The organism is Hydrogenophaga sp. GW101-3F08 (genome assembly GCF_059424585.1).
This window is the reverse complement of record NZ_JBWKZP010000007.1, coordinates 158,820-182,199: the sequence shown is the minus strand read 5'-3', so window position 1 is coordinate 182,199 and position 23,380 is coordinate 158,820. Positions and strand designations below refer to the sequence as shown.

Annotated in this window: 22 protein-coding genes; 18 read left to right on the top strand and 4 right to left on the bottom strand. The window is 67.4% G+C overall.

Features of this window, described 5'->3' with window-relative positions:
* From AC07YZ_RS18050 to fdhA, 9 genes are all read left to right on the top strand, one after another.
* Window positions 1-1,887 (top strand): (Fe-S)-binding protein, encoded by a 1,887-nt coding sequence (locus AC07YZ_RS18050; RefSeq protein WP_494795730.1) that lies wholly within the window; start codon window positions 1-3, stop codon window positions 1,885-1,887.
* Entirely contained in the window at window positions 1,884-2,987 is a 1,104-nt protein-coding gene (locus AC07YZ_RS18045) for an electron transfer flavoprotein subunit alpha/FixB family protein (protein ID WP_494795729.1), read from the top strand. Before AC07YZ_RS18050 ends, AC07YZ_RS18045 begins: the two co-directional genes overlap by 4 nt.
* Window positions 2,984-3,745 carry a hypothetical protein gene (locus tag AC07YZ_RS18040; protein WP_494795728.1) on the top strand — a complete coding sequence of 254 codons (762 nt, stop codon included), beginning with the start codon at window positions 2,984-2,986 and terminating at the stop codon, window positions 3,743-3,745. The genes AC07YZ_RS18045 and AC07YZ_RS18040 overlap by 4 nt, the downstream gene beginning before the upstream one ends.
* Before the next feature lie 12 nt (window positions 3,746-3,757).
* Window positions 3,758-5,014, top strand: coding sequence for an aromatic ring-hydroxylating oxygenase subunit alpha (locus tag AC07YZ_RS18035; RefSeq protein ID WP_226494539.1), 1,257 nt, complete (start codon window positions 3,758-3,760; stop codon window positions 5,012-5,014).
* Window positions 5,015-5,050: 36 nt separating this feature from the next.
* The gene (locus AC07YZ_RS18030; protein WP_494795727.1) at window positions 5,051-6,142 is read left to right on the top strand and encodes an FAD-binding oxidoreductase; all 1,092 of its coding nucleotides are present in this window, start codon (window positions 5,051-5,053) and stop codon (window positions 6,140-6,142) included.
* Between the two features lie 190 nt (window positions 6,143-6,332).
* Window positions 6,333-7,370: a quaternary amine ABC transporter ATP-binding protein gene (locus tag AC07YZ_RS18025; protein WP_494795726.1), complete on the top strand. Its 1,038-nt coding sequence runs from the start codon at window positions 6,333-6,335 to the stop codon at window positions 7,368-7,370.
* On the top strand, window positions 7,363-8,235 hold the full coding sequence (locus AC07YZ_RS18020; protein WP_226494542.1) for an ABC transporter permease: 873 nt from the start codon (window positions 7,363-7,365) through the stop codon (window positions 8,233-8,235). Before AC07YZ_RS18025 ends, AC07YZ_RS18020 begins: the two co-directional genes overlap by 8 nt.
* Before the next feature lie 19 nt (window positions 8,236-8,254).
* Window positions 8,255-9,313, top strand: a complete 1,059-nt coding sequence (locus AC07YZ_RS18015; protein WP_226494543.1) for a GlxA family transcriptional regulator — start codon at window positions 8,255-8,257, stop codon at window positions 9,311-9,313.
* 117 nt (window positions 9,314-9,430) lie between these two features.
* Window positions 9,431-10,633 (top strand): formaldehyde dehydrogenase, glutathione-independent, encoded by a 1,203-nt coding sequence (fdhA, locus tag AC07YZ_RS18010; protein WP_494795725.1) that lies wholly within the window; start codon window positions 9,431-9,433, stop codon window positions 10,631-10,633.
* Window positions 10,634-10,794: 161 nt separating this feature from the next.
* On the opposite strand, the gene glmS is transcribed toward fdhA, so the two are convergent.
* A complete protein-coding gene (gene glmS, locus AC07YZ_RS18005; protein WP_494795724.1) occupies window positions 10,795-12,657 on the bottom strand; it encodes a glutamine--fructose-6-phosphate transaminase (isomerizing) in 1,863 nt (620 codons plus the stop codon).
* A gap of 145 nt (window positions 12,658-12,802) precedes the next feature.
* On the opposite strand from glmS, the gene AC07YZ_RS18000 reads away from it, so the two are divergent.
* Together AC07YZ_RS18000 and AC07YZ_RS17995 are read left to right on the top strand one after the other, a co-directional pair.
* Window positions 12,803-13,303, top strand: coding sequence for an Lrp/AsnC family transcriptional regulator (locus tag AC07YZ_RS18000; RefSeq protein WP_226494546.1), 501 nt, complete (start codon window positions 12,803-12,805; stop codon window positions 13,301-13,303).
* Window positions 13,304-13,399: 96 nt separating this feature from the next.
* Window positions 13,400-14,095 carry a DUF2726 domain-containing protein gene (locus tag AC07YZ_RS17995; protein WP_494795723.1) on the top strand — a complete coding sequence of 232 codons (696 nt, stop codon included), beginning with the start codon at window positions 13,400-13,402 and terminating at the stop codon, window positions 14,093-14,095.
* 21 nt (window positions 14,096-14,116) lie between these two features.
* Here AC07YZ_RS17995 and glmU read toward each other — a convergent pair whose 3' ends face one another.
* Window positions 14,117-15,520 (bottom strand): bifunctional UDP-N-acetylglucosamine diphosphorylase/glucosamine-1-phosphate N-acetyltransferase GlmU, encoded by a 1,404-nt coding sequence (gene glmU, locus AC07YZ_RS17990; protein ID WP_494795722.1) that lies wholly within the window; start codon window positions 15,518-15,520, stop codon window positions 14,117-14,119.
* Here glmU and AC07YZ_RS17985 point away from each other — a divergent pair.
* The 6 genes from AC07YZ_RS17985 to AC07YZ_RS17960 all read left to right on the top strand — a co-directional run bounded on the left by AC07YZ_RS17985 (window position 15,519) and on the right by AC07YZ_RS17960 (window position 20,515).
* A complete protein-coding gene (locus tag AC07YZ_RS17985; RefSeq protein ID WP_494795721.1) occupies window positions 15,519-16,502 on the top strand; it encodes a DUF6279 family lipoprotein in 984 nt (327 codons plus the stop codon). The genes glmU and AC07YZ_RS17985 overlap by 2 nt on opposite strands.
* Before the next feature lie 162 nt (window positions 16,503-16,664).
* The gene (locus tag AC07YZ_RS17980) at window positions 16,665-17,435 is read left to right on the top strand and encodes a GntR family transcriptional regulator (RefSeq protein WP_494795720.1); all 771 of its coding nucleotides are present in this window, start codon (window positions 16,665-16,667) and stop codon (window positions 17,433-17,435) included.
* Window positions 17,432-18,226 carry a transporter substrate-binding domain-containing protein gene (locus AC07YZ_RS17975; protein ID WP_494795719.1) on the top strand — a complete coding sequence of 265 codons (795 nt, stop codon included), beginning with the start codon at window positions 17,432-17,434 and terminating at the stop codon, window positions 18,224-18,226. The genes AC07YZ_RS17980 and AC07YZ_RS17975 overlap by 4 nt, the downstream gene beginning before the upstream one ends.
* A 149-nt stretch (window positions 18,227-18,375) precedes the next feature.
* Complete coding sequence (locus tag AC07YZ_RS17970) at window positions 18,376-19,047, top strand: amino acid ABC transporter permease (protein WP_226494552.1); 672 nt, start codon at window positions 18,376-18,378, stop codon at window positions 19,045-19,047.
* The gene (locus tag AC07YZ_RS17965) at window positions 19,040-19,690 is read left to right on the top strand and encodes an amino acid ABC transporter permease (RefSeq protein WP_494795718.1); all 651 of its coding nucleotides are present in this window, start codon (window positions 19,040-19,042) and stop codon (window positions 19,688-19,690) included. The genes AC07YZ_RS17970 and AC07YZ_RS17965 overlap by 8 nt, the downstream gene beginning before the upstream one ends.
* A 63-nt stretch (window positions 19,691-19,753) precedes the next feature.
* The gene (locus AC07YZ_RS17960; RefSeq protein WP_494795717.1) at window positions 19,754-20,515 is read left to right on the top strand and encodes an amino acid ABC transporter ATP-binding protein; all 762 of its coding nucleotides are present in this window, start codon (window positions 19,754-19,756) and stop codon (window positions 20,513-20,515) included.
* On the opposite strand, the gene AC07YZ_RS17955 is transcribed toward AC07YZ_RS17960, so the two are convergent.
* Entirely contained in the window at window positions 20,505-21,794 is a 1,290-nt protein-coding gene (locus AC07YZ_RS17955) for an anion transporter (protein ID WP_494795716.1), read from the bottom strand. The genes AC07YZ_RS17960 and AC07YZ_RS17955 overlap by 11 nt on opposite strands.
* 111 nt (window positions 21,795-21,905) lie before the next feature.
* On the opposite strand from AC07YZ_RS17955, the gene AC07YZ_RS17950 reads away from it, so the two are divergent.
* The gene (locus tag AC07YZ_RS17950; RefSeq protein WP_226494556.1) at window positions 21,906-22,301 is read left to right on the top strand and encodes a PKD domain-containing protein; all 396 of its coding nucleotides are present in this window, start codon (window positions 21,906-21,908) and stop codon (window positions 22,299-22,301) included.
* Window positions 22,302-22,385: 84 nt separating this feature from the next.
* On the opposite strand, the gene AC07YZ_RS17945 is transcribed toward AC07YZ_RS17950, so the two are convergent.
* Window positions 22,386-23,375, bottom strand: a complete 990-nt coding sequence (locus tag AC07YZ_RS17945) for an MBL fold metallo-hydrolase (RefSeq protein WP_226494557.1) — start codon at window positions 23,373-23,375, stop codon at window positions 22,386-22,388.
* Window positions 23,376-23,380 lie beyond the last annotated feature (5 nt).

Sequence of the window (23,380 nt, the reverse complement as noted above, 5' to 3'; positions counted from 1 at the left end):
ATGTCGCTTGCGCACCTTGTGAGCGCTGTGTTCTGGCTCGCCGTTCTGGGCCTGCTCATCGGCCTGGCCCGGCGCACCGCGATCTGGCGCACCGGGCGGTCGGCGGCCTTCGATCTCGGCGGCCTGCTGCAGATTCCCAAACGCTACTTCGTGGACCTGCACGATGTGGTGGCGCGCGAGCCCTTCGTGGCGCGTGCCCACGTCGGCGTCGCCGGGGGCACGCTGCTGGCCCTGTTCATCGTGGCGCTGAACTACGGCCTCGGCCTGTACTGGCGCAGCCTGGACGTGGTGCTGCTCATCGCCGGCCTGCTGGCCATCGTGGGCGCCGGTGCGATGGCCTGGCGCCGGCGCGCGGCACCCGCGCGCCTGTCGCAAGGGGCCTGGAAACGACTGCCCTACTCCCTGCTGGCCTTCGCCGCCGCCGCGACCCTGGTCGGCGCGGTGGCCCTGACCGGCACCGCCCTCGCCCCCTGGCTGGCGGGTCTGATCAGCCTGGCCTTCGCCGCGGGCGTGGCCGAACTGGCGCTGGGCATCGGGCTGGGCGGCCCCATGAAGCACGCCGTCGCCGGCCTGCTGCACCTGGGCCTGCACCCCCGCCCCGAGCGGTTCGGCGACCAACGCTTTGCCACGGCCCTGAAGCCGCTGAAGCTGACCGCCGAGGACATGGGCGTGGGCAAGCCGGCCGATTTCGCCTGGAACAAGCTGCTGTCCTTCGACGCCTGCGTGCAGTGCGGCAAGTGCGAAGCGGCCTGCCCCGCGTTCGCCGCCGGCCAGCCCTTGAATCCCAAGAAGCTGATCCAGGACCTGGTGGTCGGCATGAGCGGCCGCACGGACGCCGCCTACGCCGGCAGCCCCTACCCCGGCCAGCCCGTGGGCCAGCACGGCGGCGCACCCCATCTGCCCATCGTCAATGGCCTGATCAACGCTGACACGCTGTGGTCCTGCACCACCTGCCGGGCCTGTGTGCAGGAATGCCCGATGCTGATCGAGCACGTGGACGCCATCGTGGACATGCGCCGCCACATCACCCTGGTGCGGGGCGAGGTGCCGAACAAGGGCATGGAAGCGCTGGAGCAACTGCGCGAGACCGACACCGTGGGCGGCTTTCCGCTGAGCGCTCGCCACCACTGGGCGGCCGACCTGAATGTGCCGGTGCTGAACCCCGGCGAACAGACCGACTGGCTGGTGCTGGTGGGCGAAGGCGGCTTCGACATGCGCTACCAGCGCACCTTGCGGGCCTTCATCAAGACACTGCAAAAGGCCGGCCTGAAGTTCGCTCTGCTCGGTGCGGCGGAGACCGACTGCGGCGACCTGGCACGCCGGCTGGGCGACGAAGCGGGCTTCCAGCGGCTCTCCCTGCAGCTGATCGACACCCTGAAGACGCGCAGCTTCCAGCACATCGTCACACCCGACCCGCACACCTTCCATTCGCTGAAAAACGAGTACCCCGCCATGGGGGGCCGCTACGACGTCTGGCACCACACCCAGCTGCTGGCCGACCTGCTGGCCAAGGGCGCCATCAAGCCCACCAAGGCGGCCAGCCAGGACGTGGTGACCTACCACGACCCGTGTTACCTCGGTCGTTACGGCCGCGAAGTGGATGCCCCGCGCCAGCTGCTCAAGGGCATCGGCATCCGGGTCGTCGAGATGGAGCGCCACGCCGAGCGCGGCCGCTGTTGCGGCGGCGGTGGTGGTGCGCCATTCACCGACATCCCCGGCGAGACACGCATCCCCGACATCCGCATCGCCGACGCCCGGCGGACCGGCGCCACCGTGGTGGCCGTCGCCTGCCCCAACTGCACCGCCATGCTCGAAGGCGTGGTCGGCCCGCGCCCCGAGGTGCTGGACATCGCCGAGCTGGTGGCTCGTGCACTGGAGGTGGCATGAACCATCCACCCACCGCCCTGCGCCGCGTCGATCCGCGCCGCCCCGCCATCATCACGCCGCAAGGCCTGCGCCGCATCGTGCTGGGCAGCAGCGAAGGCGAACGCCTGGCCACGAGCGCCTCGCATGCGCCGCTGGCCAAGCCGGTTCGCAGCGCCGGCCCCTTCAGCGAGATCACCCTGGTGGTGACCCACTCGGACCGGGGTGCGCTGAGCGACCAGGCCCGTCAGGTGATCGCGGCGGCGGCCATCCTCGCGGCCCCCCACACCGAAGTGGTGCTGGCGGTGCTGGGCCCCTGCCACGACGACGTCGCGGCCCTGGGCGTGGACCGGGTCCTGGTGGCCGACGGGGCGGATGGCAGCGCCTACCTGAGCGCGGCCAGCGTGCAATGGCTGCAAGACCTGCGGCGACAGCTCTCGCCCACGCGCTGGCTGATGGCCGACAACGGGGCCGATGGCCAGCTCGGTCGCCGTTTCGCCACCCGCGCCGGCCTGCGGCTGGCCGCTGGCGTGGCCGAGCTCACGACCGACAACCTGCGCATTCCCGCCGGTGCGGGCCAAGACTGGCAACAGCCCCATACACAGATGATGCTGCTGGCCAAGGGCGTGGCCAGCCCCCAGCTGCCCTTCTTGGGGCTGGGCGTGCATGGCGAGTCCCAGCGCTGGCCGGCGGTGGTCGAAGCGGGCGTGGAAGACCTGGGTGTGCAGACCGGCGACCCGGCCACGATGGCGCTGGAAGAAGCGGACTTCATCCTGGCCGCGGGCAACGGGGTCACCGACCTGCCGCTGTTCCACGCGCTGGCCCAGGCGCTGGGTGCGGCCGTGGGCGCGTCCCGTGTCGCGGTGGACGACGGGCGCTTTGCCCGGGCGCAGCAAGTCGGTGCCACGGGCAAGACGGTGACCGCTTCCGGCTACCTGGCCGTGGGCATCTCGGGTGCCGTGCAGCACCTGCAGGGCATCAAGGACTGCCGCCATGTGATCGCGGTCAACCTGGACACATCCGCCCCCATCACGCGGCGCGCGGACCTGACCGTGGTCGAGGACAGCCGCGCCCTGATGCAGGCCCTGCTCGATCTGGTGCGGCAACACAAGGAGGCCCCATGAACGACATCACGGTCCTGGTCGCAGGCCGCCAACACCCCGTCAGTGGCCGGCCGGTGCGCAGCCGCGCGGACGCCGTGGCGGCCGCACTGGCCCTGAGCGTTTCGGACCAGGTCCGCCTGCTCTCGGCCGGGAACATGTCCGATGCCGTGGCGCGCGACTACCTCGCCCTCGGGGCATCGCACATCGAACTGCTGGAATGCGCTGCCGGCACCGACCTCACCGCCACCCTGGCCGCACAGCTGCAGGACGTGGCCTGGGTGCTCACCGGCACCCGGCAGGGCACGGAACCCGGCGAAGACGTGCTGCCCTATGCCCTGGCCGCCGCACTGCGCCGCCCCGTGATCAGCGACGTGCTGTCCATCCGGCCCGAAGGCAAGGCCTGGATCGTGACCCAGGCCTTGCCCAAAGGCGCGCGACGCCAACTGCGCGTGCACCCGCCGGCGGTGCTGGCCGTGAGCGCGGCGGCCCCGCTGACGCTGCGCCATTCGATGGCCTGTGCGGTCGCCGGTCAGGTGCTGCGCAAGCCCGTCACCACCGCCAACGGCCCGGACGGTGCACCCGCACCGCGCGAGCTCGTTCAGACCCACAAACGCCGCCAGCCGCTGGAAGCCCGCCGCCAGCAAAGTGGCCACGCCCGCATGCTGGGTGCCATCGAGTCGCCATCGACCAGCGGCACGGTGCTGAAAGCCGGCGATGCCCAAAACAAGGCGCAGGCGGTGCTCGACTACCTGCGCGCCCATTCTCTCGTTCACTTCTGAAGGGATCTCTCCATGACCAAAACCATCTCTGCTCAGACGCTGCTCACCCGCGAGTTGCTGGAGCGCCGCCGCCCCGGCCACAGCCTGGAAGCGCCTTTCTACCTGAGCGAAACGGTCCTGCAGGCCGACATGGAACACATCTTCGGCAAGCACTGGATTTTTGTGGCCGTCGAGCCGCAGATCCCGGAGCCGGGCGACTACATCGCCGTGGAGTTCAGCAACAAGTCCATCCTGATCGTGCGCGACGACGACATGGGTGTGCGCGCCTTCCACAACGTCTGCCGTCACCGTGGATCCCGGCTGTGCGAAAGCCACCAGGGCCAGCTGGGCAACATCGTCTGCCCCTACCACCAGTGGACCTACGACCTGAGCGGCAAGCTGATCCACGCCAAGCACATGGGCGCAGACTTCGACCCGTCGGAGATGAGCCTCAAGACGGTGCACGTGCGCACGCTGTGCGGCCTGATCTTCATCTGCCTGGCCGACGAGCCGCCGACGGACTTCGATCAGATGGCCGCCGAGATGACGCCCTACCTGGCACCGCACCGCCTGGACCAGTGCAAGGTGGCCGCGCAGGTGGACATCATCGAAAGCTGCAACTGGAAGCTCACCATGGAGAACAACCGGGAGTGCTACCACTGCGTGGCCAACCACCCCGAACTGACCATCTCCCTCTACGAGTTCGGCTTCGGCTACAAGCCGGACGAACAGAATGCCGCCGAGCAGCAGCGTTTCATCGACATCACCAACGCCGCCCGCGAACGCTGGGAAGGCATGGGCCTGCCGTCCGCCGAGATCGAACGGCTGGACGACCGGATCACCGGTTACCGCACACAGCGCTTGCCGCTGGACCGCACGGGCCACTCCCAGACCCTGAACACCGAGGTGGCGTCCAGGAAGCTGCTCGCCGACTTCACCGACCCGGCCTTGGGCGGTCTGTCCTTCTGGACCCAGCCCAACTCCTGGCACCACTTCATGAGCGACCACATCGTCAGTTTCACCGTGCTGCCCATCTCGGCCGGCAAGACCCTGGTGCGCACCACCTGGTGCGTGCACAAGGACGCGGTGGAGGGCGTGGACTACACGGTCGAGAACCTCACCGCGGTCTGGAACGCCACCAACGCCCAGGACCGCCGCCTGGTCGAGGAGTCGCAGATCGGCATCGCCACCGGCGCCTACGAACCCGGCCCCTACTCGCCCTACACCGAAGGCCTGGTCGAGAAGTTCTGCAACTGGTACGTCAACCGCCTGAACGCACACACCCGGTAACGCCCCCACGACACATCCAGCGCCGGACACACGACCATGGCCACCTCTTTGCACACACCCGACCTCGCCGCGCCGCCCTCGGCGGTGTGGAACGCCGACCGGGATGAGTTCCTGCAATGCGTACAGGTTCGCCAGGAAACCCACGACGTCAGGACCTTCGTCCTCGCAGCGGAAGGGCCCCGGAGCTTTCGCTACCTGCCTGGGCAGTTCATCACGCTGGAACTGGACATCGACGGACACAAGATCAACCGCTGCTACACGCTGTCGAGCACACCCACCCGCCCCGACCTGGTGAGCATCACCGTCAAGCGCGTGCCCGGTGGCCCGGTGTCCAACTGGCTGCACGACCACCTGCGCGCCGGCATGCGCCTGAGCGCCATCGGACCGGCGGGCGATTTCAGCTGTTTCCACCACGCGCCAACGCAACGCTACCTGTTCCTCTCAGGGGGCAGCGGCATCACACCGCTGATGTCGATGACACGTGCGCTGCACGACCTGGGCAGCAGCGCCGACATCGTGTTCACCCATTGCGCCCGCTCGCCGGCCGACCTGCTCTTTCCCGAAGAGCTCACGCTGATGGCGCGCAACATGCCGCAGCTGCGGCTGGCCATGGTGTGCGAGCAGCACACACCGGGCAGCGCGTACGCCGGGCACCTGGGGCGCCTGGACGCGGCACGCCTGGCGCACATCGCGCCCGACTTCCTGCAGCGCGACATCTACACCTGCGGACCGGCGCCTTTCATGGCCGCCATCCGACAGTTGCTGTCGAACGCCGGGTACGACATGGCGCGCTACCGGGAAGAGAGCTTCTCGTTTGCTGCGCCAGCGTTGCCCGAACCGGCGGCGCCAGCCGATGGCGCTTCGGCCGGGCACAGCATCGTGCTGCAGACCAGTGGCCAGACCTTCTCGTGCCGCAGCGACCAGACGATTCTGCAGGCGGCGCAGGCGGCCGGCCTGCGCCTGCCCTCCTCCTGCAGCAACGGTGTGTGCGGCACCTGCAAGACGCGCAAGAAGTCCGGCGAGGTCGACATGAAACACAACGGCGGCATCCGACCGAGGGAGGTCGATCAGGGCTGGATCCTGCCCTGCTGCAGCAAGCCGCTCAGCGATATCGCACTGGAACGGTGAGTGCGGAACAGGCGCGCACCGCTTCAGCCACCTCGAACCGCCATGAAACCGCCAAGTCCGTGCATCGATGCATCACTGGGGCTTGCCCCATGGCAAAAACCCCCGTCTTGACAGACGATCAGTGGTGATGTCGATGGCATGCAGCTTGCTCATAAAAACAGTTACGACGGAAGACAACCAGAGGCCCACGATGCAGAAACCCAAAGTCAGTGTTCGAAGTCTGTACAAGATCTTCGGCAACAACATTTCAGAAGCGCAGAAGCTGTTGGCCCAGGGGCTCAGCAAGGACGAGGTTTTTTCCCGCACCGGCCATGTGGTCGGTGTGAACAACGTCAGCTTTGATGTGGCGCCTGGCGACATCTATGTGCTGATGGGACTGTCGGGCTCCGGCAAGTCCACCCTGATCCGGCTGATCAACCGCCTGGTTGAACCCTCGTCCGGTTCGATCAACATCGACAGCGAAGACATCGCCGCCTTGCCGCAACACGAACTGGTCAAATGGCGGCGCCGGCGCGTTGCCATGGTCTTTCAATCCTTCGCCCTCATGCCGCACCGCAGCGTGCTGGACAACGCGGCCTTCGGTCTTGAAATGGCGGGGGTGGACCGCAAGACGCGCGAATCGCGGGCCATGGAAGTGCTGGAACAGGTGGGCCTGAAAACCTACGCCGCCAAGTACCCGGCGCAACTCTCCGGTGGCATGCAGCAGCGCGTGGGGCTGGCCCGGGCGCTGGCCGTCGATCCGCAGATCCTGCTGATGGACGAGGCCTTCTCCGCCCTCGATCCGCTCAAGCGTGTGGAAATGCAGTCGCTCATGCTGGACCTGCAACTCGAGCACCGGCGCACCGTCATCTTCGTCTCGCACGACCTCGAAGAGGCGCTGCGCATCGGCAGCCGCATCGGCATCATGGAAGGCGGCAACCTGGTGCAGGAGGGCACGGCCCACGAAATCATCACCCGGCCGGCCAACGACTACGTGCGCCGGTTCTTCAAGGGCGTGGACACCTCGCGCTACCTGACGGCCGGGGACCTGCTGGACGCCTCGTTGCAGGGCCAGATATTCAACGGCGGCCACCGCATCTCCGCCCAGACCCCCCTGCCGGAAGCCATGAAGATCGTGCTGGGCATCGAGCAACCGGTGGGCGTCTTCGACGGGGCCAATCGCTTGCTGGGGTCCATCTCCGCCCGCAGTCTGCTGCAGAAAATCGAACAAGAGGCCCGCCATGTCTGATCTGCTTTCACAGGTAACCCAGGCCTCCGAAAACATGTTGCCCCTCGGGCGCTGGGTCAACGCCGGGGTGCAGCTGTTGCTGGAACATGGCGCCGCCGTGTTCAACGGCATCGGCCTGGTGGTCGAACAGTTCGCCCAGTGGGTCGAAACCGCAATGCTGTCCATCCCGTTCTGGCTGGTGATTCTGGTGGCGGTGGGGGTGAGCGTTCGCAGGGTGAGCTGGCGGTTCGGCACGTTCGTGGCGCTGGCGCTGGCGCTGATCGTCGTGACCGGGTTCTGGCTGCAGACCATGGTCACCCTGGCGCTGACGCTCTCGGCGACGTTCATCAGCCTGTTCTACGGCATCCCGCTGGGCATCTGGTGTTCGCGCGCGCGCCGCGTGAACGCGGTCATCCGGCCGATGCTCGACTTCATGCAGACCATGCCGGCCTTCGTCTACTTGATCCCGGCGGCGATGCTGTTCGGTCTCGGTCGCGTGCCTGGCATCCTGGCCACGGTGATCTTCGCCATGCCGCCGGTGGTGCGCCTGACCAGCCTGGGCATCCGGCAGGTGAGTGCCGAGCAGGTGGAGGCCGGCAATGCCTTTGGATGCACGTCGACCCAGTTGCTGTTCAAGGTGCAGTTGCCCATCGCCCTGCCCACCATCATGGCCGGCGTCAACCAGACCATCATGATGGCGCTCTCGATGGTGATCATTGCGTCGATGGTCGGCGCCGGTGGACTGGGCAACGACGTGCTCGCCAGCATCCAGCGGCTGGACATCGGCCTGGGATTCGAGAGTGGGCTGGCCGTGGTGCTGCTCGCCATCATCCTGGACCGCATCACCGAAAGTTTCGGCGCGGCCCGAGAGAACAAGCAGAGCTGAGCAGCCAAGCGAGCGAACGATGACACACCTCCCTGTCGATTCCTCCCTCCCCCGCGAGACGCCTGTCCAGGAAGGCTTCCATGTGGGCTTCGTTCTGCTCCACGACTTCTCGATGATCGCCTTTGCCAACGCGGTCGAGACGCTTCGCATGGCGAACTACATCAGCCGCCGCACGCTGTACCGGTGGACGGTCGTCCAGGCCGAGCCGTCGCAACCGGTCGCCAGCAATGGCTTGACCGTCTCGTCGAACGGCAGCGCCGAGGACCTGGCGTCCTGCAACCTCGTGCTGGTCTGTGGTGGCCTCAACATCCGCCAGGCCACCACCGATCCGGTGCGCCGGCTGCTGCGCCAGTGCGCCGCCCGGGGCGCCGCCATGGGCGCTCTGTGCACCGGGTCGTTTGCCCTGGCCAGCGCGGGATTGCTGGACAACCACCGCTGCGCCATCCACTGGGAGAACCTGGCGGCCATCAGCGAAGAGTTTCCCAAGGTGCGGTTCACGCCCGAGGTCTTCATCTTCGACCGCGACCGCATCACCTGTTCGGGTGGCACGGCACCTCTTCACATGGTGCTGCACCTGATCCGCGGACACCATGGGCCCAAGCTGGTGATGGCCGTGTCCGAACAGTTCATCGTGGAGCGGCTGCGCGCCAGCAGCGACCGCCAGCGCATCCCGCAGCCCGAATGCATCGGCCCCGGCTACCAGCATCTGACCGAGGCTGCCGAGATCATGGCCGCCAACATCGAAGAGCCTCTGTCGCTGATCGAGCTGGCGGGTCTGGTCGGGTTGTCGCTGCGCCAGCTCGAACGCCTGTTCAACCGCTACTTCAGCATGAACCCGGCCCAGTACTACATGAACCTGCGGCTGCGCCGCGCCCAGGAATTGCTGACGCACAGCAGCCAGCCCATCATGCAGGTCACCGTGGCCTGCGGCTTCCAGTCGTCGTCACACTTCTGCAAGGCCTACCGCAGCCTGTTCGGCCACGCCCCCAGCGACGAACGTCGCCAGCAGGCCGACAAGGCGAGTGCCGGCCGCACATCTGCGACGAAGAGCCCGCCCAAGCTGGTCCGCGTGGCCTGACCCGCAGGAAGTCCTGCCGCCGCCACACAACTCGGCGTCGCATCGAGGCAAGTCGCTTCTCCTCAATCTGCAAGAGTGGCAGGGGGGATTCCCCCCCATCCAACAGAGGAGACAACTATGTCAACCAACCGCGGTGTCGTGTACCTGGGCCAGGGCCACGTCGAGGTCCAGTCCATCCCTTTTCCCGAACTCCTGAACCCGATGGGACGCACCGCCCAGCACGGGGTGATCCTGAAGGTGCTCACCACCAACATCTGCGGCTCTGACCAGCACATGGTGCGCGGCCGGACCACCGCCCCGGCCGGTCTGGTGCTGGGCCACGAAATCACGGGTGAGGTGCTCGAAGTCGGGCGCGATGTCGAGACGCTGCAGCGCGGCGACATCGTGTCGGTGCCTTTCAACGTGGCCTGCGGGCGCTGCCGCACCTGCAAGGAACAGCACACCGGCGTCTGCCTGAGCGTCAACCCGTCGCGCGCGGGCGGCGCCTATGGCTATGTCGACATGGGTGGCTGGATCGGCGGCCAGGCCGAATACGTGATGGTGCCCTACGCGGACTTCAACCTGCTGAAGTTCCCCGATCGCGGACAGGCGGTCGAGAAGATCCGCGACCTGACCTGCCTGTCCGACATCCTGCCCACGGGCTACCACGGCGCCGTGACGGCCGGTGTCGGAACCGGCAGCACCGTGTACGTGGCCGGTGCCGGCCCCGTGGGCCTGGCGGCGGCGGCGTCGGCGCGGCTGCTGGGTGCGGCTGTCGTGATCGTCGGGGACGTCAATCCCGCGCGCCTGGTCCATGCGCGCAAGGTCGGGTTCGAGACGGTGGACCTGTCCCTGGATGCCAGCCTGGGGGAGCAGATCGCCCAGATCCTGGGCACACCCGAGGTGGACTGCGCGATCGATGCCGTGGGCTTCGAGGCGCGTGGCCACGGTCATGCCGGGTCGCAGGAAGAGGCCCCTGCCACCGTGCTCAACGCACTGATGGAGGTCACGCGAGCCGCGGGCAAGATCGGCATTCCGGGCCTGTACGTCACGGAAGACCCAGGCGCCACCGACAAGGCAGCGAAACAAGGTTCACTGAGCATCCGCCTGGGCCTGGGCTGGGCCAAGTCGCACAGCTTCTTCACCGGCCAGACACCGGTCATGAAGTACAACCGCGCGCTGATGCAGGCGATTCTGTGGGACCGGATCCACATCGCCGACGTGGTGGGCGTCGAGGTGATTGCCCTCAAGGACGCACCCAGGGGCTATGCGGCCTTCGACGCCGGTGCGCCGAAGAAGTTCGTCATCGACCCCCACGACCAACTGAAGCTGGCCGCTTGACCCACGAACTGACGTGGTCCGCGTCAGGCCGCCCACCGCCGTTGTCCGGCTGCGGTGGGCAGCGCTGCCCTGGCGACGGATGGGAAGGGGACAGCTCCGCGGTGCCCTGACCCGGCACGCCGGACCGGTTGCGCAGGCGCGAGGGCGAGATGCCGAACCCGTCACTCCACCGTCACACTCTTGGCCAGGTTCCTGGGCTTGTCCACATCCGTGCCCTTGGCCAGTGCCGTGTGATACGCCAGCAATTGCAGCGGCACCACGTGCAGGATGGGGGACAGCGCGCCGTAGTGCTCGGGCATGCGGATGACGTGGATGCCTTCGCTGCTGCCGATGCGGGTGTCGGCGTCGGCCAGCACGTAGAGCACGCCGCCGCGCGCGCGCACTTCCTGCATGTTGCTCTTGAGTTTTTCGAGCAGGGTGTCGTTGGGCGCCACGGTGACCACCGGCATCGCGCTGGTGACCAGGGCCAACGGGCCGTGTTTGAGTTCACCGGCGGGGTAGGCCTCGGCGTGGATGTAGCTGATCTCCTTGAGCTTCAAGGCGCCTTCGAGCGCGATCGGGTAGTGCAGCCCACGGCCGAGGAACAGCGCGTTGTCCATGCGCGCGAAATCTTCGGCCCAGCTGATCACCTGCGGCTCCAGTGCCAGCACGGCCTGCAGCGCCACGGGCAGGTGGCGCATGGCCTTGAGGTGCTGGGCCTCCTGCTCGTCGCTCAGGTGGCCGCGCACCTGGGCCAGCGCCAGCGTCAGCAGGAACAGGCCGGCGAGCTGCGTCGTGAACGCCTTGGTGGAGGCCACGCCGATTTCAACCCCGGCGCGCGTGATGTAGGCCAGCTCACATTCGCGCACCATGGCGCTGGTGGCCACGTTGCAGATGGTCAGCGTGTGGCGCATGCCCAGGCCCTGGGCGTGGCGCAGCGCGGCCAGGGTGTCGGCGGTTTCGCCGCTCTGCGTGATGGTGACCGCGAGCGTGCGCGGGTTGGGCACGCTGGTGCGGTAGCGGTATTCGCTGGCCACTTCCACCTGGGTGGGGATGCGCGCGATGTCTTCCAGCCAGTATTTGGCCGCACAGCCGCTGTAGTAGCTGGTGCCGCAGGCGAGGATGAGCACGTTGTCGATGTCCTTGAACACGCGGTAGGCGCCATCACCGAACAGCTCGGGCGTGATGCCCTCGACGCCTTCGAGCGTGTCGCCGATGGCGCGCGGCTGCTCGAAGATCTCCTTTTGCATGTAGTGGCGGTAGGGGCCGAGCTCGGCCGCGCCGCTGTGCGCGTGCACGGTCTTCACCGGGCGCTGGGCCGCGTCGAAACTGCGGCCCTGGGCATCGGTCACCCAGTAGCGGCCGAGCTGCAGGTCCACCAGATCGCCCTCTTCGAGGTAGACGATCTGGTCGGTCACGCCGGCCAGCGCCATGGCGTCGCTGGCCAGGAAATGCTCCTGGCCGCCATCCCCCACGCCCAGCACCAGCGGCGAGCCGGCGCGCGCGCCCACCACGCGGTGCGGTTCGTCCTTGTGGAACACCGCCAGCGCATAGGCGCCGTGCAGTTGCGTCACCGCCGCCTGCAATGCGGCAAACACGTCACCCTCGTAGAGCGAGTCGATCAGGTGGGCAATGACTTCGGTGTCGGTCTGGCTCTCGAACACATAGCCTTTGGCCTGCAGGGCGGCGCGCAGTTCGTCGTGGTTTTCGATGATGCCGTTGTGCACCAGGGCGACGTGGCCGGCCGTGCCGTTGGCGGAGGTGTTGGCCGGCCCGTGGCTGAAGTGCGGGTGGGCGTTGTGCACGACGGGCGCGCCGTGGGTGGCCCAGCGCGTGTGGGCGATGCCGGTGCCGCTGGCGATGCCCTCGGCCTTTACCTGCTCCGCGAGCTCCGCCACACGCGCCGTGCTGCGCGCGCGCCGCAGACCATCGGAATAGACCGCCACACCGCAGGAGTCGTAGCCGCGGTACTCCAGCCGCTGCAGTCCCTGAACCAACACGGGCACGATGTCACGCCCCGAAACCCCAGCCACGATGCCGCACATACCGCGCTCCTTGAAAAATCGATGCTGTGCATGCTATACAGCCAAAGAAGAAATTTCAGGCCATTTTTTTATTTTCAATGACCGATAATTTCATACAAAGATGATTATGGTTTTTTATTCCATAAAATTACTTGAATCAAAGTAAATGAACATAGACGACGCCGATCTTCGCCTGCTCGATCTGCTGCAAACCGACGCCTCCCGCAGCAACCAGGCCCTGGCCGAGCTGGCCCACCTCTCACCGCCCACCAGCCTGCGGCGCATCAAGCGCCTGCGCGACCTGGGCCTGATCGAGCGCCAGGTGGCCCTGCTCAGCGCCGACCGGCTCGCTCCGCTGGTGGGCCATGGTCTGACGGCCCTGCTCGAGATCACACTGGAACGCCAGGGCGCCGAGCAGCTGGACGCCTTCGAAGCACGCGCCGTGGCCGAAGCGGCGGTGCAGCAGTGTTACCGCGTCAGCCCGGGCCCCGACTTCATGCTGGTGGTGCACGTGCCGGACATGCCGGCCTACCTTGCGCTGGCGCAACGCCTGTTCACCAGCGATGCCAACGTGCGCAACGTCAAGAGCTTTTTCAGCATCAAGCGGGCCAAATTCGAGCCGCGCCTGGCGCTGCAGCCCGTCGGCGAGGCCGTCATCGCGCGGTAACAAAGCGTTAGAACGGCCAAAAACCGGTTACAGGCTCCTAGAATCCGACCACAAAAATCAGCAACTGGCTGGAATCAGCAACAAACTGGAGGTTGAATGTTTGCCCTGTGGATCGCTCTCATGGTGGTGCTGGCTCTGGCCGCGCTGGGTGGCTGGCTCTACTACCGCCGCAATACCGAGAAAGGCTCGGGACGCGATGACCGCTACACCCCCGAGCGCGTGCTCACGCCCGAGCAGGTGCAGATGCTGGACTACCTGCACGACACCTTCCCCGGCCACGTGGTGCTGCCCAACCTGCCACTCAAGGACATGCTCTCGGTCCGGCGTGCCGCCGACCACAAGAACGCCCAGGAACGGCTGAGGACCCAGAAGGTGGATTTCGTGGTGTGCGGCGAAGACGGTCGCCCCCAGTTTGCGTTCGACATCGAGCAGTTCCACCTGAGCAACGCCAAGGCCAAGGAGCATCAGGTGAAGATCAAGAACCGCATCCTCAAGACCGCCGGCGTGCGTTTTCTGTTGCTCAAGAACAGCATCCACCGCATGCCCTCACCGGCCGATTTCCGCACCCAGCTCAACCTGGCGGCGCTGCCCCAGCCCAAACCCAAGGAAGAAGTCGAAACTCCCCAGCAACAGCTGGAATCCCGGATCTCGGAGTTCGACCAGCTGCACCCGGTCACCAGCTTCCGGGACTCCGAGGTGATGGGGCTGAGCGGGCTGATGAACCTGGGCGAAGACGAGATCGAACGCCAGAACCGGCAGCGCCCGCCTGCGCAGCGCTCCCGGTCGCACTGACCCGGATCGCAGGGCCGGTTCTCAGCCCTTGCTCTTGCTGGGCCGCTGCCAGTTCGGCAGGCTGACCTGCTTGCCACGCGCCACCGACAGCGCGCCCGGCGGCGTGCTCTTGGTGATGGTGGAGCCCCCGCCCACGGTGCCACCGGCGCCCAGGGTGACCGGCGCCACCAGCACGCAGTTGCTGCCCACGTGCACGTCGGCCTCGATCACGGTGCGGTGCTTGTTGGCGCCGTCGTAGTTGGCCGTGATGCTGCCCGCGCCGTAGTTCACCCGCTCGCCCACCGTGGCGTCGCCCAGGTAGGCCAGGTGGTTGGCCTTGGCGCCGTCGGCGAGGGTGGAGTTCTTCACCTCCACGAAGTTGCCGATGTGCACCTCGGACCCGAGCACCGCGCCCGGACGCAGGCGCGCGAACGGCCCCACCAACGATCCGCGGCCGACCGTGACGCCGAGTTTTTCGCCGTCGATGTGGGTGAACGGGTGGATCACCGCGCCCGCCTCGATGACCGCGTTGGCGATCACGCAGTTCGCACCGATGCGCACCCCCGCGCCCAGCGCCACGCGGCCTTCGAACACGCAGTTGACGTCGATCTCCACGTCCTGGCCGCACAGCAGTTCGCCCCGCACGTCCAGCCGCGCCGGGTCGGCCAGGCGGGTGCCCTGCTCCATCAGCGCCTCGGCCACGCGCCGCTGGTAGGCCCGCTCCAGCTGCGCGAGCTGCTGCGGGCTGTTGACGCCGGCCACCTCGACCGCGTCCCGCGTGGTGATGGCTCGCACCGACATGCCCTGCGCCACCGCGTGTTTGACCACGTCGGTCAGGTAGTACTCGCGCTGGCTGTTGTCGTTGGACAGGCAGGCCAGCAGCGACTTAAGCAGCTCGGCCGGCGCGGCCATGACACCGCTGTACCACTCGGTGATGCTCCGCTGCGCCGCATCGGCATCCTTGGCTTCGACGATGGCCACCACCGAACGGTCCGCGTCGGTGTCGCGCACGATCCGCCCGTAACCGCCCGCGTCTTCGCCCGTGTCCACGCTGAGCAGGGCCAGGTGCTGGCCGGCGCAGGCTTTCAGCAGGGCCGCCAGCGTGGCGCGCCCGATCAGGGGCACGTCGCCGTTGAGGATCAGCACGACCCCGTCGTCCGCCAGCACCGGCACAGCCTGCTGCACCGCGTGGCCGGTGCCCAGCTGCGGCTCCTGGCGCACGAAACGCAGCGCCATGGCCTCGGGCGCGCGCAAAGCGGCCTCCACCGCATCGGCCCCATGCCCGGTGATCACCACCACCGAACGCGCCGACATCCGGGCCGCCGTGTCGATCACATGCTGGGCCAGTGCACGCCCGCCCAATCGGTGCAACACTTTGGGCCGCAGGCTCTTCATGCGCGTGCCCTTGCCCGCCGCCATCACCACCACATCCACTGGGAAAGTCATGAACACCTTTGCTGGGGCCGCGCCGGGCCACGGAATGAATCTGGGACAAAACCTGCCGCGGATTATCTCCCGCCGCTCGTTGCGCCATGGTGTGCTGGCCCTCGCGCTGGCCCTGCTCACGCTCCTGCTGGGCGCCTGCAGCGCGACCCGTCAGGCCTACAACCAGGCGCCCAATCTGGTGTACTGGTGGATCGATGGCTACACCGACCTGAACGACCCGCAGTCGGTCCAGCTGCGCCGCGACATCGACGATTTTTTCGCCTGGCACCGCAGCACCGAGCTGCCCATCTACACCGGCATGCTGCTGCAGTGGCAACAGCTGGCGGCGAAAGACAGCACCGCCCAGATCACCTGCATCCAGTTCGAGCGCCTGCGCAGCAGCTACCTGCGGCTGATCGACCGCAGCCTGGAGCCCCTGGCCCGGCTGGCCCTGCAGCTCACGCCCGATCAGCTGCAACACATGGAGCGGCACTACGCCAAGAGCAACCAGGTCTTTGAAAAGGACTATCTGCGCGGCAGCCCCGAGCAGCGCCTGGACCGGCTGCTGGACAAGGCGATCAGCCGCTACGAGACGCTGTACGGCACGCTCAACGACGCGCAGACCACCCTGCTCACCAACCGGTTGCGCCAGTCGGCATTCGATCCCCAGCGCGTCCACGCCGAACGCCTGCGGCGCCAGAGCGATCTGCTGCAGACGCTGCGCAGCCTGCTCGGCCATACGGGCGGCAACAACGGCAGCAGCAGCGCCACGACGCCCCCGGCGACCCATGCCGCCGCCGTGGTGGCCCTGCGCGCCTGGCACGACCGCGTGATGCGCGCGCCCGTGCCCGGCTTTCACGCCTACAGCGAAAGCCTGGTGCGCGAGGGCTGCGAGCAGTTCGCCGCCCTGCACAACAGCACCAGCCCGGAGCAGCGCGCCCACGCCGTCGACGTGCTCAAGGGTTACGAGCAAGACCTGCGCGCGCTGATGGCCGCGCACTGAGCACCGCGTCCGCGCACCCGGCCAGGGCACCACAACGGCGCCGCCGCGCACGCTTCGCTGGTGCATGCGGCAGCATCGCTTCGGTCTTTTGCACAAGACTGGTGCACATATCTTGCATACAAGACTTGTATGACATGGCACGGAATTCGCATATAAAGCGGCATGGTGAATTCCACAGTCATTGCCCAGCGCATCGTCGAAGCCATCCTCGCGCAGCGGCTCGCGCCGGGTGCGCGCCTGGGTGAGCAGAACCTGTCCATCCTGTTCGACTGCAGCCGCACCCTGGTGCGCGAGGCCCTCATGCGGCTGGCCGCGCGCGGCATCGTCACCGTGAGTTCGCGCCGCGGCTGGTACGTGGTGCAGCCCTCGCACGACGAAGCACGCGAAGCCTTCGAGGCGCGCCGCGTGATCGAGATGGGCCTGATCCGCCAGGCCGGCCCGATGGACAAGGCCGCGCTGCAGCGCCTGCGCCAGCACCTCAAGCAGGAAAAGGCCGCCCTCAAGGGCAGCGATGTGGGCCAGCGCAGCTACCTGCTGGGCGACTTCCATGTCTGCCTGGCCGAATGCCTGGGCAACCAGTTGCTGGCCGACACGCTGCGCGACTTCACCGCCCGCACCACGCTCATCGCCATGCTCTACCAGTCCACGCACGACGCGGTGCAGTCCTGCCAGGACCACGTGGACATCGTCGAGGCGCTGGAGCGTGGCGACACCGAACACGCCGAGCGCCTGATGCAGGCGCACATCGGCCAGGTGCAGGCCGCCCTGCGGCTGAACGCGCCCAACGACCCCCTGGCCAACCTGCGCGAAGCCCTGGCGCCGCTGCACGAGGCCGCCCCCGGCAACCCGCCCGGTACCGCCAAAAAGACCGGCCGCCGCCCCCGCAAACCCACCCCTCCCGCCCCCGAAACCTACCTAGGAGCCTTGCTGTGAAATCCACCAAACGCCTGTTTCTCGCCACCGCCGTCGCGCTCGGCGCCTTCGCCAGCCTGGGCGCCGCCCAGGCCCAGACCGCGCTCGATGACGTGATGAAGGCCAAGACGATCAAGATCGCCATCCCCACCGACTTCCCGCCCTACGGTTTCGTCGGCACCGACCTGCAGCCCCAGGGCCTGGACATCGACACCGCCAAGCTGATCGCCACCAAGCTCGGCGTGAAGCTGGAGCTGGTGCCCGTGACCAGCGCCAACCGCATCCCCTACCTGCAGACCAAGAAGGCCGACCTGGTCATCTCCACCCTGGGCAAGAACCCCGAGCGTTCGGCCGTGATCGACTTCACCGTCGCCTACTCGCCCTTCTTCCAGGCCGTGTTCGCGTCGAAGTCGCTCGCGGTCGCCAGCTTTGCCGACCTCGCTGGCAAGTCCATCGGCGTGACCCGCGGCGCCATCGAAGACCAGGAACTCACCAAACTCGCGCCCGCCGGGACCGACGTGAAGCGCTTCGAAGACAACAACGCCACCGTCTCGGCCTTCGTCTCGGGCCAGACCCAGTTGATCGCCACCGGCGCTTCGGTGGCCGGCAACATGATGGCGCGCAACCCGCAGTTGGGCGCTGAATACAAGCTGCTGCTGAAAGACAGCCCCAACTTCATCGGCGTGGCCAAGGGTGAGGATGCGCTGCGCCTGAAGGTGAACGACATCATCATCGCCGCCAAGAAGTCGGGCGAGATCGACGCCCTGGCCAAGAAGTGGCTGGGCCGTCCGGCGGGCACCCTCCCCGAGTGAAACAAGCCCCCACACTCCACCGCTGCGCGGGTCGCTGCCCCAGGAACGGGAAGGGCCCCGGTCCTTGCCGGGTCCGGGGGCTGATTCGCCTTGGGGCGGCCCGGCGGCGCATCGATCTTCGCACCCCCTGACGCATTGAGGGAACCCGCATGCGCATCGAACTCGACTTCATCGCCGTGTTGCTGCAGTGGCCACTGCTCGCCAAAGGCGTGCTCTGGACGCTGGGCCTGACCGCCATCTCGGCCGTGATCGGCCTGGTGGTGGGCACGCTCTGCGCCTGGGCGCGCAGCAGCGGCCCGCTGTGGCTGCGCTGGGTGGTGGGCTGCTATGTGGAACTCATCCGCAACACGCCCTTCATCGTGCAGCTGTTCTTCGTGTTCTTCGGCCTGCCGGCCGCGGGCGTGAAGCTCACGCCCGAGATCGCGTCGGTGATCGCGATGGTGATCAACCTCGGCGCCTACGCGGCGGAGATCGTCCGCGCCGGCATCGATGCCACGCCCAAGGGCCAGTTCGAAGCCGCGGCCAGCCTGGCGCTCTCGCGCGTGCAGACCTTCCTGCACGTGGTGCTGCCACCCGCGCTGCAGAAGGTGTGGCCCGCGCTCACCAGCCAGATCATCATCGTGATGCTGGGTTCGGCCGTGTGTGGCCAAATCTCCACCGAAGAGCTGAGCTACGCGGCCAACCTGATCCAGAGCCGCAACTTCCGCGCCTTCGAGGCCTTCATCGTCGCCACCGGCATCTACCTGCTGCTGTCGGTGGGTGTGCGTGCGCTGCTCAACTGGGCTGGCCCGCGTTATCTCTTTGGAGGCCGCCGTGGTTGATTTTTCTTTGTGGGACATCTTCCGCAACCTGCTGCTGGCCGCGCGCTGGACGGTGGGCCTTTCGCTGATCGCCTTCATCGGCGGTGGCCTGGTGGGCATCGCCCTGCTGGTGGCGCGCACCGCGCGCTGGCCCGGCGCCGAGCGCTTCGTGGCCGGCTACGTGCAGCTGTTCCAGGGCACACCGCTGCTGATGCAGCTGTTCCTGGCCTACTTCGGTCTGGCGCTGTTTGGCGTCGACACCTCGGCCTGGATGGCTGCGGCCGTGGCGCTCACGCTCTACACCAGCGCCTTCCTGGTGGAAATCTGGCGCGGCTGCGTGGCCGCCGTGCCCAAGGGCCAGTGGGAAGCGGCGCAGAGCCTGGCGCTGAGCTTTGGCGAACAGCTGCGCCACGTGATCCTGCCGCAGGCCACGCGCATCGCCATCGCGCCCACCGTCGGCTTTCTGGTGCAGGTCGTCAAAGGCACGGCGCTGGCCTCGGTGATCGGCTTCGTCGAGCTCACCAAGGCCGGCACCATGATCACCAACGCCACCTTCCAGCCCTTCCTGGTCTACAGCTGTGTGGCCCTTCTGTACTTTGCGCTGTGCTTCCCCGTGAGCCTGTACGCGCGCTCCCTCGAAAGGAAGATGAATGCGGTCCGGTGAGTACCCCCTGCGTCGCTTAGCGCCTTCCCCGGATTCGACTCCCCCTCTGATGGAGCCCACACCATGAATGCTCAAACCGACCAAGCCTCGATCAAACCTGTCGTCGACATCCACCAGCTGCGCAAGTCCTACGGCAGCAACGAGGTGCTCAAGGGCATCGACCTGCAGGTCAAGCCGGGTGAGGTGATCGCCATCATCGGCAAGAGCGGCTCGGGCAAGAGCACGCTGCTGCGCTGCATCAACGGGCTGGAGGTGTTCCAGAGCGGCAGCCTGAGCGTGGACGGCCAGCCGCTGCTGCACGGCAACGCGGCGGCCATGCGCGAGCTGCGCCAGCACGTGGGCATGATCTTCCAGAACTTCAACCTGTTCCCGCACCTGAGCGTGGGCAAGAACGTGATGCTCGCGCCCGGCCTGGTGAAGAAGACCGACACCACAACCGGCGAGGCCAAGGCGCGCCAGCTACTGGACCGTGTGGGCCTGGGCGAGAAGTTCGACGCATTCCCCGACCAGCTCTCCGGCGGCCAGCAGCAGCGCGTGGCGATCGCGCGCGCGCTGGCCATGGAGCCCAGCGTGCTGCTCTGCGACGAGATCACCTCCGCGCTCGACCCCGAACTCGTGGGCGAGGTGCTGCGCGTGGTGGAGTCGCTGGCCGACGAGGGCATGACCCTGCTGATGGTCACGCACGAGATGGGCTTCGCGCGCAAGGTGAGCGACCGCGTGATCTTCATGCACCAGGGGCGGGTGCACGAGATGGGTCCGCCGGCGGAACTCTTTGGCAGCCCGCAAACGCCGGAACTGCAGCAGTTCCTGTCGTCTATCCACTGATCCAGCGCATCCAGCCCCACACCACCACCAGCGTGGCCAGCGTCACCGGGATGCCGGTGAGCGCATGCCGCTTCCAGTCGATGCCGATGCCCTGCTTCGCGGCCAGGTCGGCCACGATCAGGTTGGCGATCGAGCCCACCAGCAGCAGGTTGCCGGCGAAGGTGCTCACCAGCGCGAGCATCGTGCCCGCCTCGCTGGCGTTGGCGCCCAGGTGCGGCAACAGCAGCATGACCGCCGGCACGTTGGAGACCAGGTTGGACAGCGCCACACCCAGCACCAGCAGCGGCCCGGGGTCGGCCAGGTGCACGCCCTGGCTGGACATCCATGCCACCGCCTGCGCCGCCAGACCGGTGGTTTCGAACGCGTGGTTGACCACGAACAGGCCGATGAACAGCAACAGGAGCGGCCAGTCCACAAAACCCATCACGTGCGAGGAATGCAGGCGCCGGCTCAGCAGCAGCACGCCCGCACCGACCAGCGCCGCCACGTCGCGCGGCCAGTCGGTGAACAGGAAGATGCCCATCAGGGCCGTGGCCACCGCCAGTCCCTTCGTGGTCTGCCAGCGGTCGAATGCGGGCTCCTCTTCCGGGCTCGCGGCCGGCAGCAGCGCTATGTCCGCCGGGCGGCGCGGTTCGCCCGCCCCCGTGCGTGCCCCCGGCCCGTAGGCCAGCCACAACCACAGCAGGCCCAGGCTCAACACCACCGGTGGCAGCGCCTGGTGCACATAGCCGCCGAACGGCAGTTGCAGCACGGAGCCGATCAGCATGTTCTGCGGGTTGCCGATCAGCGTCGCGGCCGAGCCGATGTTGGCGGCGCAGGCCAGGCCGATCAGGAACGGCAGCGGATTCAGCCCGCGCTGCAGGCACAGGCGCGCGACCACCGGCGTCATGGCCAGGCAGATGATGTCGTTGGAAAAGACCGCCGACAGCGCGCCGGCCACAGCGATCAGCGCCGCCAGCAGCCCAGGGCGTGAGAGCGGCATGGCACCGACACGGCGCGTGACTTCGGCGTAGAAACCGCCCAGCCGCATCTGGGCCGACACCACCATGAAGGCGAACAGCAGCACGATGGTGGGCAGGTCCACCGTGCGCGCGACCTGCTCCAGCGGCAGGCCGGCCAGCGCGATCACCGCGATGGCGCCGAGCAGGGCCACACCCGAACGGTCCAGCTTCAGGCGCGGCAGGCCGCCGAGGAACATGCCGAGGTACACCACCGCGAACACGGCAACAATGCCCCAGTCGGTGGCAGAATGCCCGAACAGGGCGGTCGATGGCGTCATGAAGGCAGGCTTTTTGTGGTGCGGCATGGTAGCAAAGGCCTGGAGACCGACCACCGCGTTCGCCCTTGGAACCCACACCACCCGTCCCACCAACCACCTGTTTTCCAGACCATGATCTCCCGCCAACAACTTCTTTCCTGGTGCAAACCGCTGCTGGTCAGTGCGGTGGTGCTGCTCGCCGCCTGCAACCCGATCGCCATCATCAGCGCCGACCCCTCGCCGGCCACGGTGGGTGAATCGGTGACCTTCGACGGCTCCGGGACCGTGATCTCGAAAACGCCGGCCGATACCGTCGCGACGTCTTACGAGTGGGATTTCGGCGATGGCAGCAGCGCCAAGGGCGAGGCGGTCAGCCACACCTACACCGCCGCGGGCACCTACACCGTCACCCTCACGGTCACGGACAGCGCGGGCCGGGAGGGCAGCACGACCGAAGAGATCACGGTGGAGCCGGCCAGCCAGACAAGCACATCCACCCAGTCAACGACGACGTCCGGGACCGAATGACCCCTTGCGGGGACCCACCGGGCGCTGCCCCAAAACAAAGACCCGCCGAGGCGGGTCTTTTGCTGTGAGCTTGAGGGAACCACCTCAGCCCTGCAGCGACTTCCACATCTCCATGTCGCGCTCGGCGGTCCAGATGCGCGGGTTCTTGATGCCGCTGGCTTCGTCGTAGGCACGGCTCACGTCAAACGGCAGGCAGTGTTCGTAGATGAACACATGGCCGAACACCGGGTCCATGCTCTTGCGGGTGTGGGCCATGGCGGCCTTGAGGTCCATGCCGGCGGCGGCGGCCTCCTTGCCGGCCTGGAACAGGGTGGTGACCCAGCGCTTCGTGTAGTCCAGCGCCTTGTTCACGTCGGCGTTGCCCTTCATGGCCTCGCCGCGGCCGGGCACGATGAATTCGGGCTTCAAGGCACGCAGGGCTTCGAGCGTGGCGGGCCACTCTTCGAGCTGGGCGTCGCCGGTGTAGACACCCGCTTCGTACTCCACCAGGTCGCCGCTGAACAGCACTTTTTCGTCCGCCACCCAGGCGATGGTGTCGCCACGGGTGTGGCCGTGGCCAGGGCTCCAGATCTGCACCGTCACACCGCCCAGGTCGATGCTGAGCTTGCCGGGCACCTCGCCCTGGGTCGCGTCGCCGCCACCGATCACCATGGTGGGCCAGGTCAGGCCGGGCACGCTGTCGGCGCCACGGAACAGGCGCGGGAAGCGCTCCATCTCGCTCTGCATGTCCTGCGCGCCGCGCTCGACGATCAGTTCGTAGGTGCCCTGGCTGGCGATGACTTCGGTGGCGCCCTCGGCCAGGTAGGCGCTGGCGCCCAGCACGCGCACCGCGTGGTAGTGGGTCAGCAGCACGTACTTGATCGGCTTGTCCGAGACCTTGCGGATCTGCTGGATCAGGTCGCGCGCCATGGCCGGCGTGGCGGTGGCGTCGCTGACCATGATGTATTTGTCGCCGATGATGACGCCCGAGTTCGGATCGCCCTCGGCGGTGTAGGCCCAGCAGTGCGGGCTGAGCTGTTCGAAGGTGATCTTTTTGTCTTCCAGGTCGGCCTGGGAAGCGAAGGCTTTGCTCATGGGGG

Coding starts and splice junctions, on each gene's coding strand:
- glmS (WP_494795724.1), bottom strand. CDS start 12,657: ATGTGCGGCATCGTGGCTGGGGTTTCGGGGCGTGACATCGTGCCCGTG.
- AC07YZ_RS18030 (WP_494795727.1), top strand. CDS start 5,051: ATGGCCACCTCTTTGCACACACCCGACCTCGCCGCGCCGCCCTCGGCG.
- glmU (WP_494795722.1), bottom strand. CDS start 15,520: ATGACTTTCCCAGTGGATGTGGTGGTGATGGCGGCGGGCAAGGGCACG.
- AC07YZ_RS17980 (WP_494795720.1), top strand. CDS start 16,665: ATGGTGAATTCCACAGTCATTGCCCAGCGCATCGTCGAAGCCATCCTC.
- AC07YZ_RS17955 (WP_494795716.1), bottom strand. CDS start 21,794: ATGACGCCATCGACCGCCCTGTTCGGGCATTCTGCCACCGACTGGGGC.
- AC07YZ_RS17970 (WP_226494552.1), top strand. CDS start 18,376: ATGCGCATCGAACTCGACTTCATCGCCGTGTTGCTGCAGTGGCCACTG.
- AC07YZ_RS18020 (WP_226494542.1), top strand. CDS start 7,363: ATGTCTGATCTGCTTTCACAGGTAACCCAGGCCTCCGAAAACATGTTG.
- AC07YZ_RS18015 (WP_226494543.1), top strand. CDS start 8,255: ATGACACACCTCCCTGTCGATTCCTCCCTCCCCCGCGAGACGCCTGTC.
- fdhA (WP_494795725.1), top strand. CDS start 9,431: ATGTCAACCAACCGCGGTGTCGTGTACCTGGGCCAGGGCCACGTCGAG.
- AC07YZ_RS17945 (WP_226494557.1), bottom strand. CDS start 23,375: ATGAGCAAAGCCTTCGCTTCCCAGGCCGACCTGGAAGACAAAAAGATC.
- AC07YZ_RS17985 (WP_494795721.1), top strand. CDS start 15,519: ATGAACACCTTTGCTGGGGCCGCGCCGGGCCACGGAATGAATCTGGGA.
- AC07YZ_RS18050 (WP_494795730.1), top strand. CDS start 1: ATGTCGCTTGCGCACCTTGTGAGCGCTGTGTTCTGGCTCGCCGTTCTG.
- AC07YZ_RS17950 (WP_226494556.1), top strand. CDS start 21,906: ATGATCTCCCGCCAACAACTTCTTTCCTGGTGCAAACCGCTGCTGGTC.
- AC07YZ_RS18045 (WP_494795729.1), top strand. CDS start 1,884: ATGAACCATCCACCCACCGCCCTGCGCCGCGTCGATCCGCGCCGCCCC.
- AC07YZ_RS17960 (WP_494795717.1), top strand. CDS start 19,754: ATGAATGCTCAAACCGACCAAGCCTCGATCAAACCTGTCGTCGACATC.
- AC07YZ_RS18040 (WP_494795728.1), top strand. CDS start 2,984: ATGAACGACATCACGGTCCTGGTCGCAGGCCGCCAACACCCCGTCAGT.
- AC07YZ_RS18025 (WP_494795726.1), top strand. CDS start 6,333: ATGCAGAAACCCAAAGTCAGTGTTCGAAGTCTGTACAAGATCTTCGGC.
- AC07YZ_RS17995 (WP_494795723.1), top strand. CDS start 13,400: ATGTTTGCCCTGTGGATCGCTCTCATGGTGGTGCTGGCTCTGGCCGCG.
- AC07YZ_RS18035 (WP_226494539.1), top strand. CDS start 3,758: ATGACCAAAACCATCTCTGCTCAGACGCTGCTCACCCGCGAGTTGCTG.
- AC07YZ_RS18000 (WP_226494546.1), top strand. CDS start 12,803: ATGAACATAGACGACGCCGATCTTCGCCTGCTCGATCTGCTGCAAACC.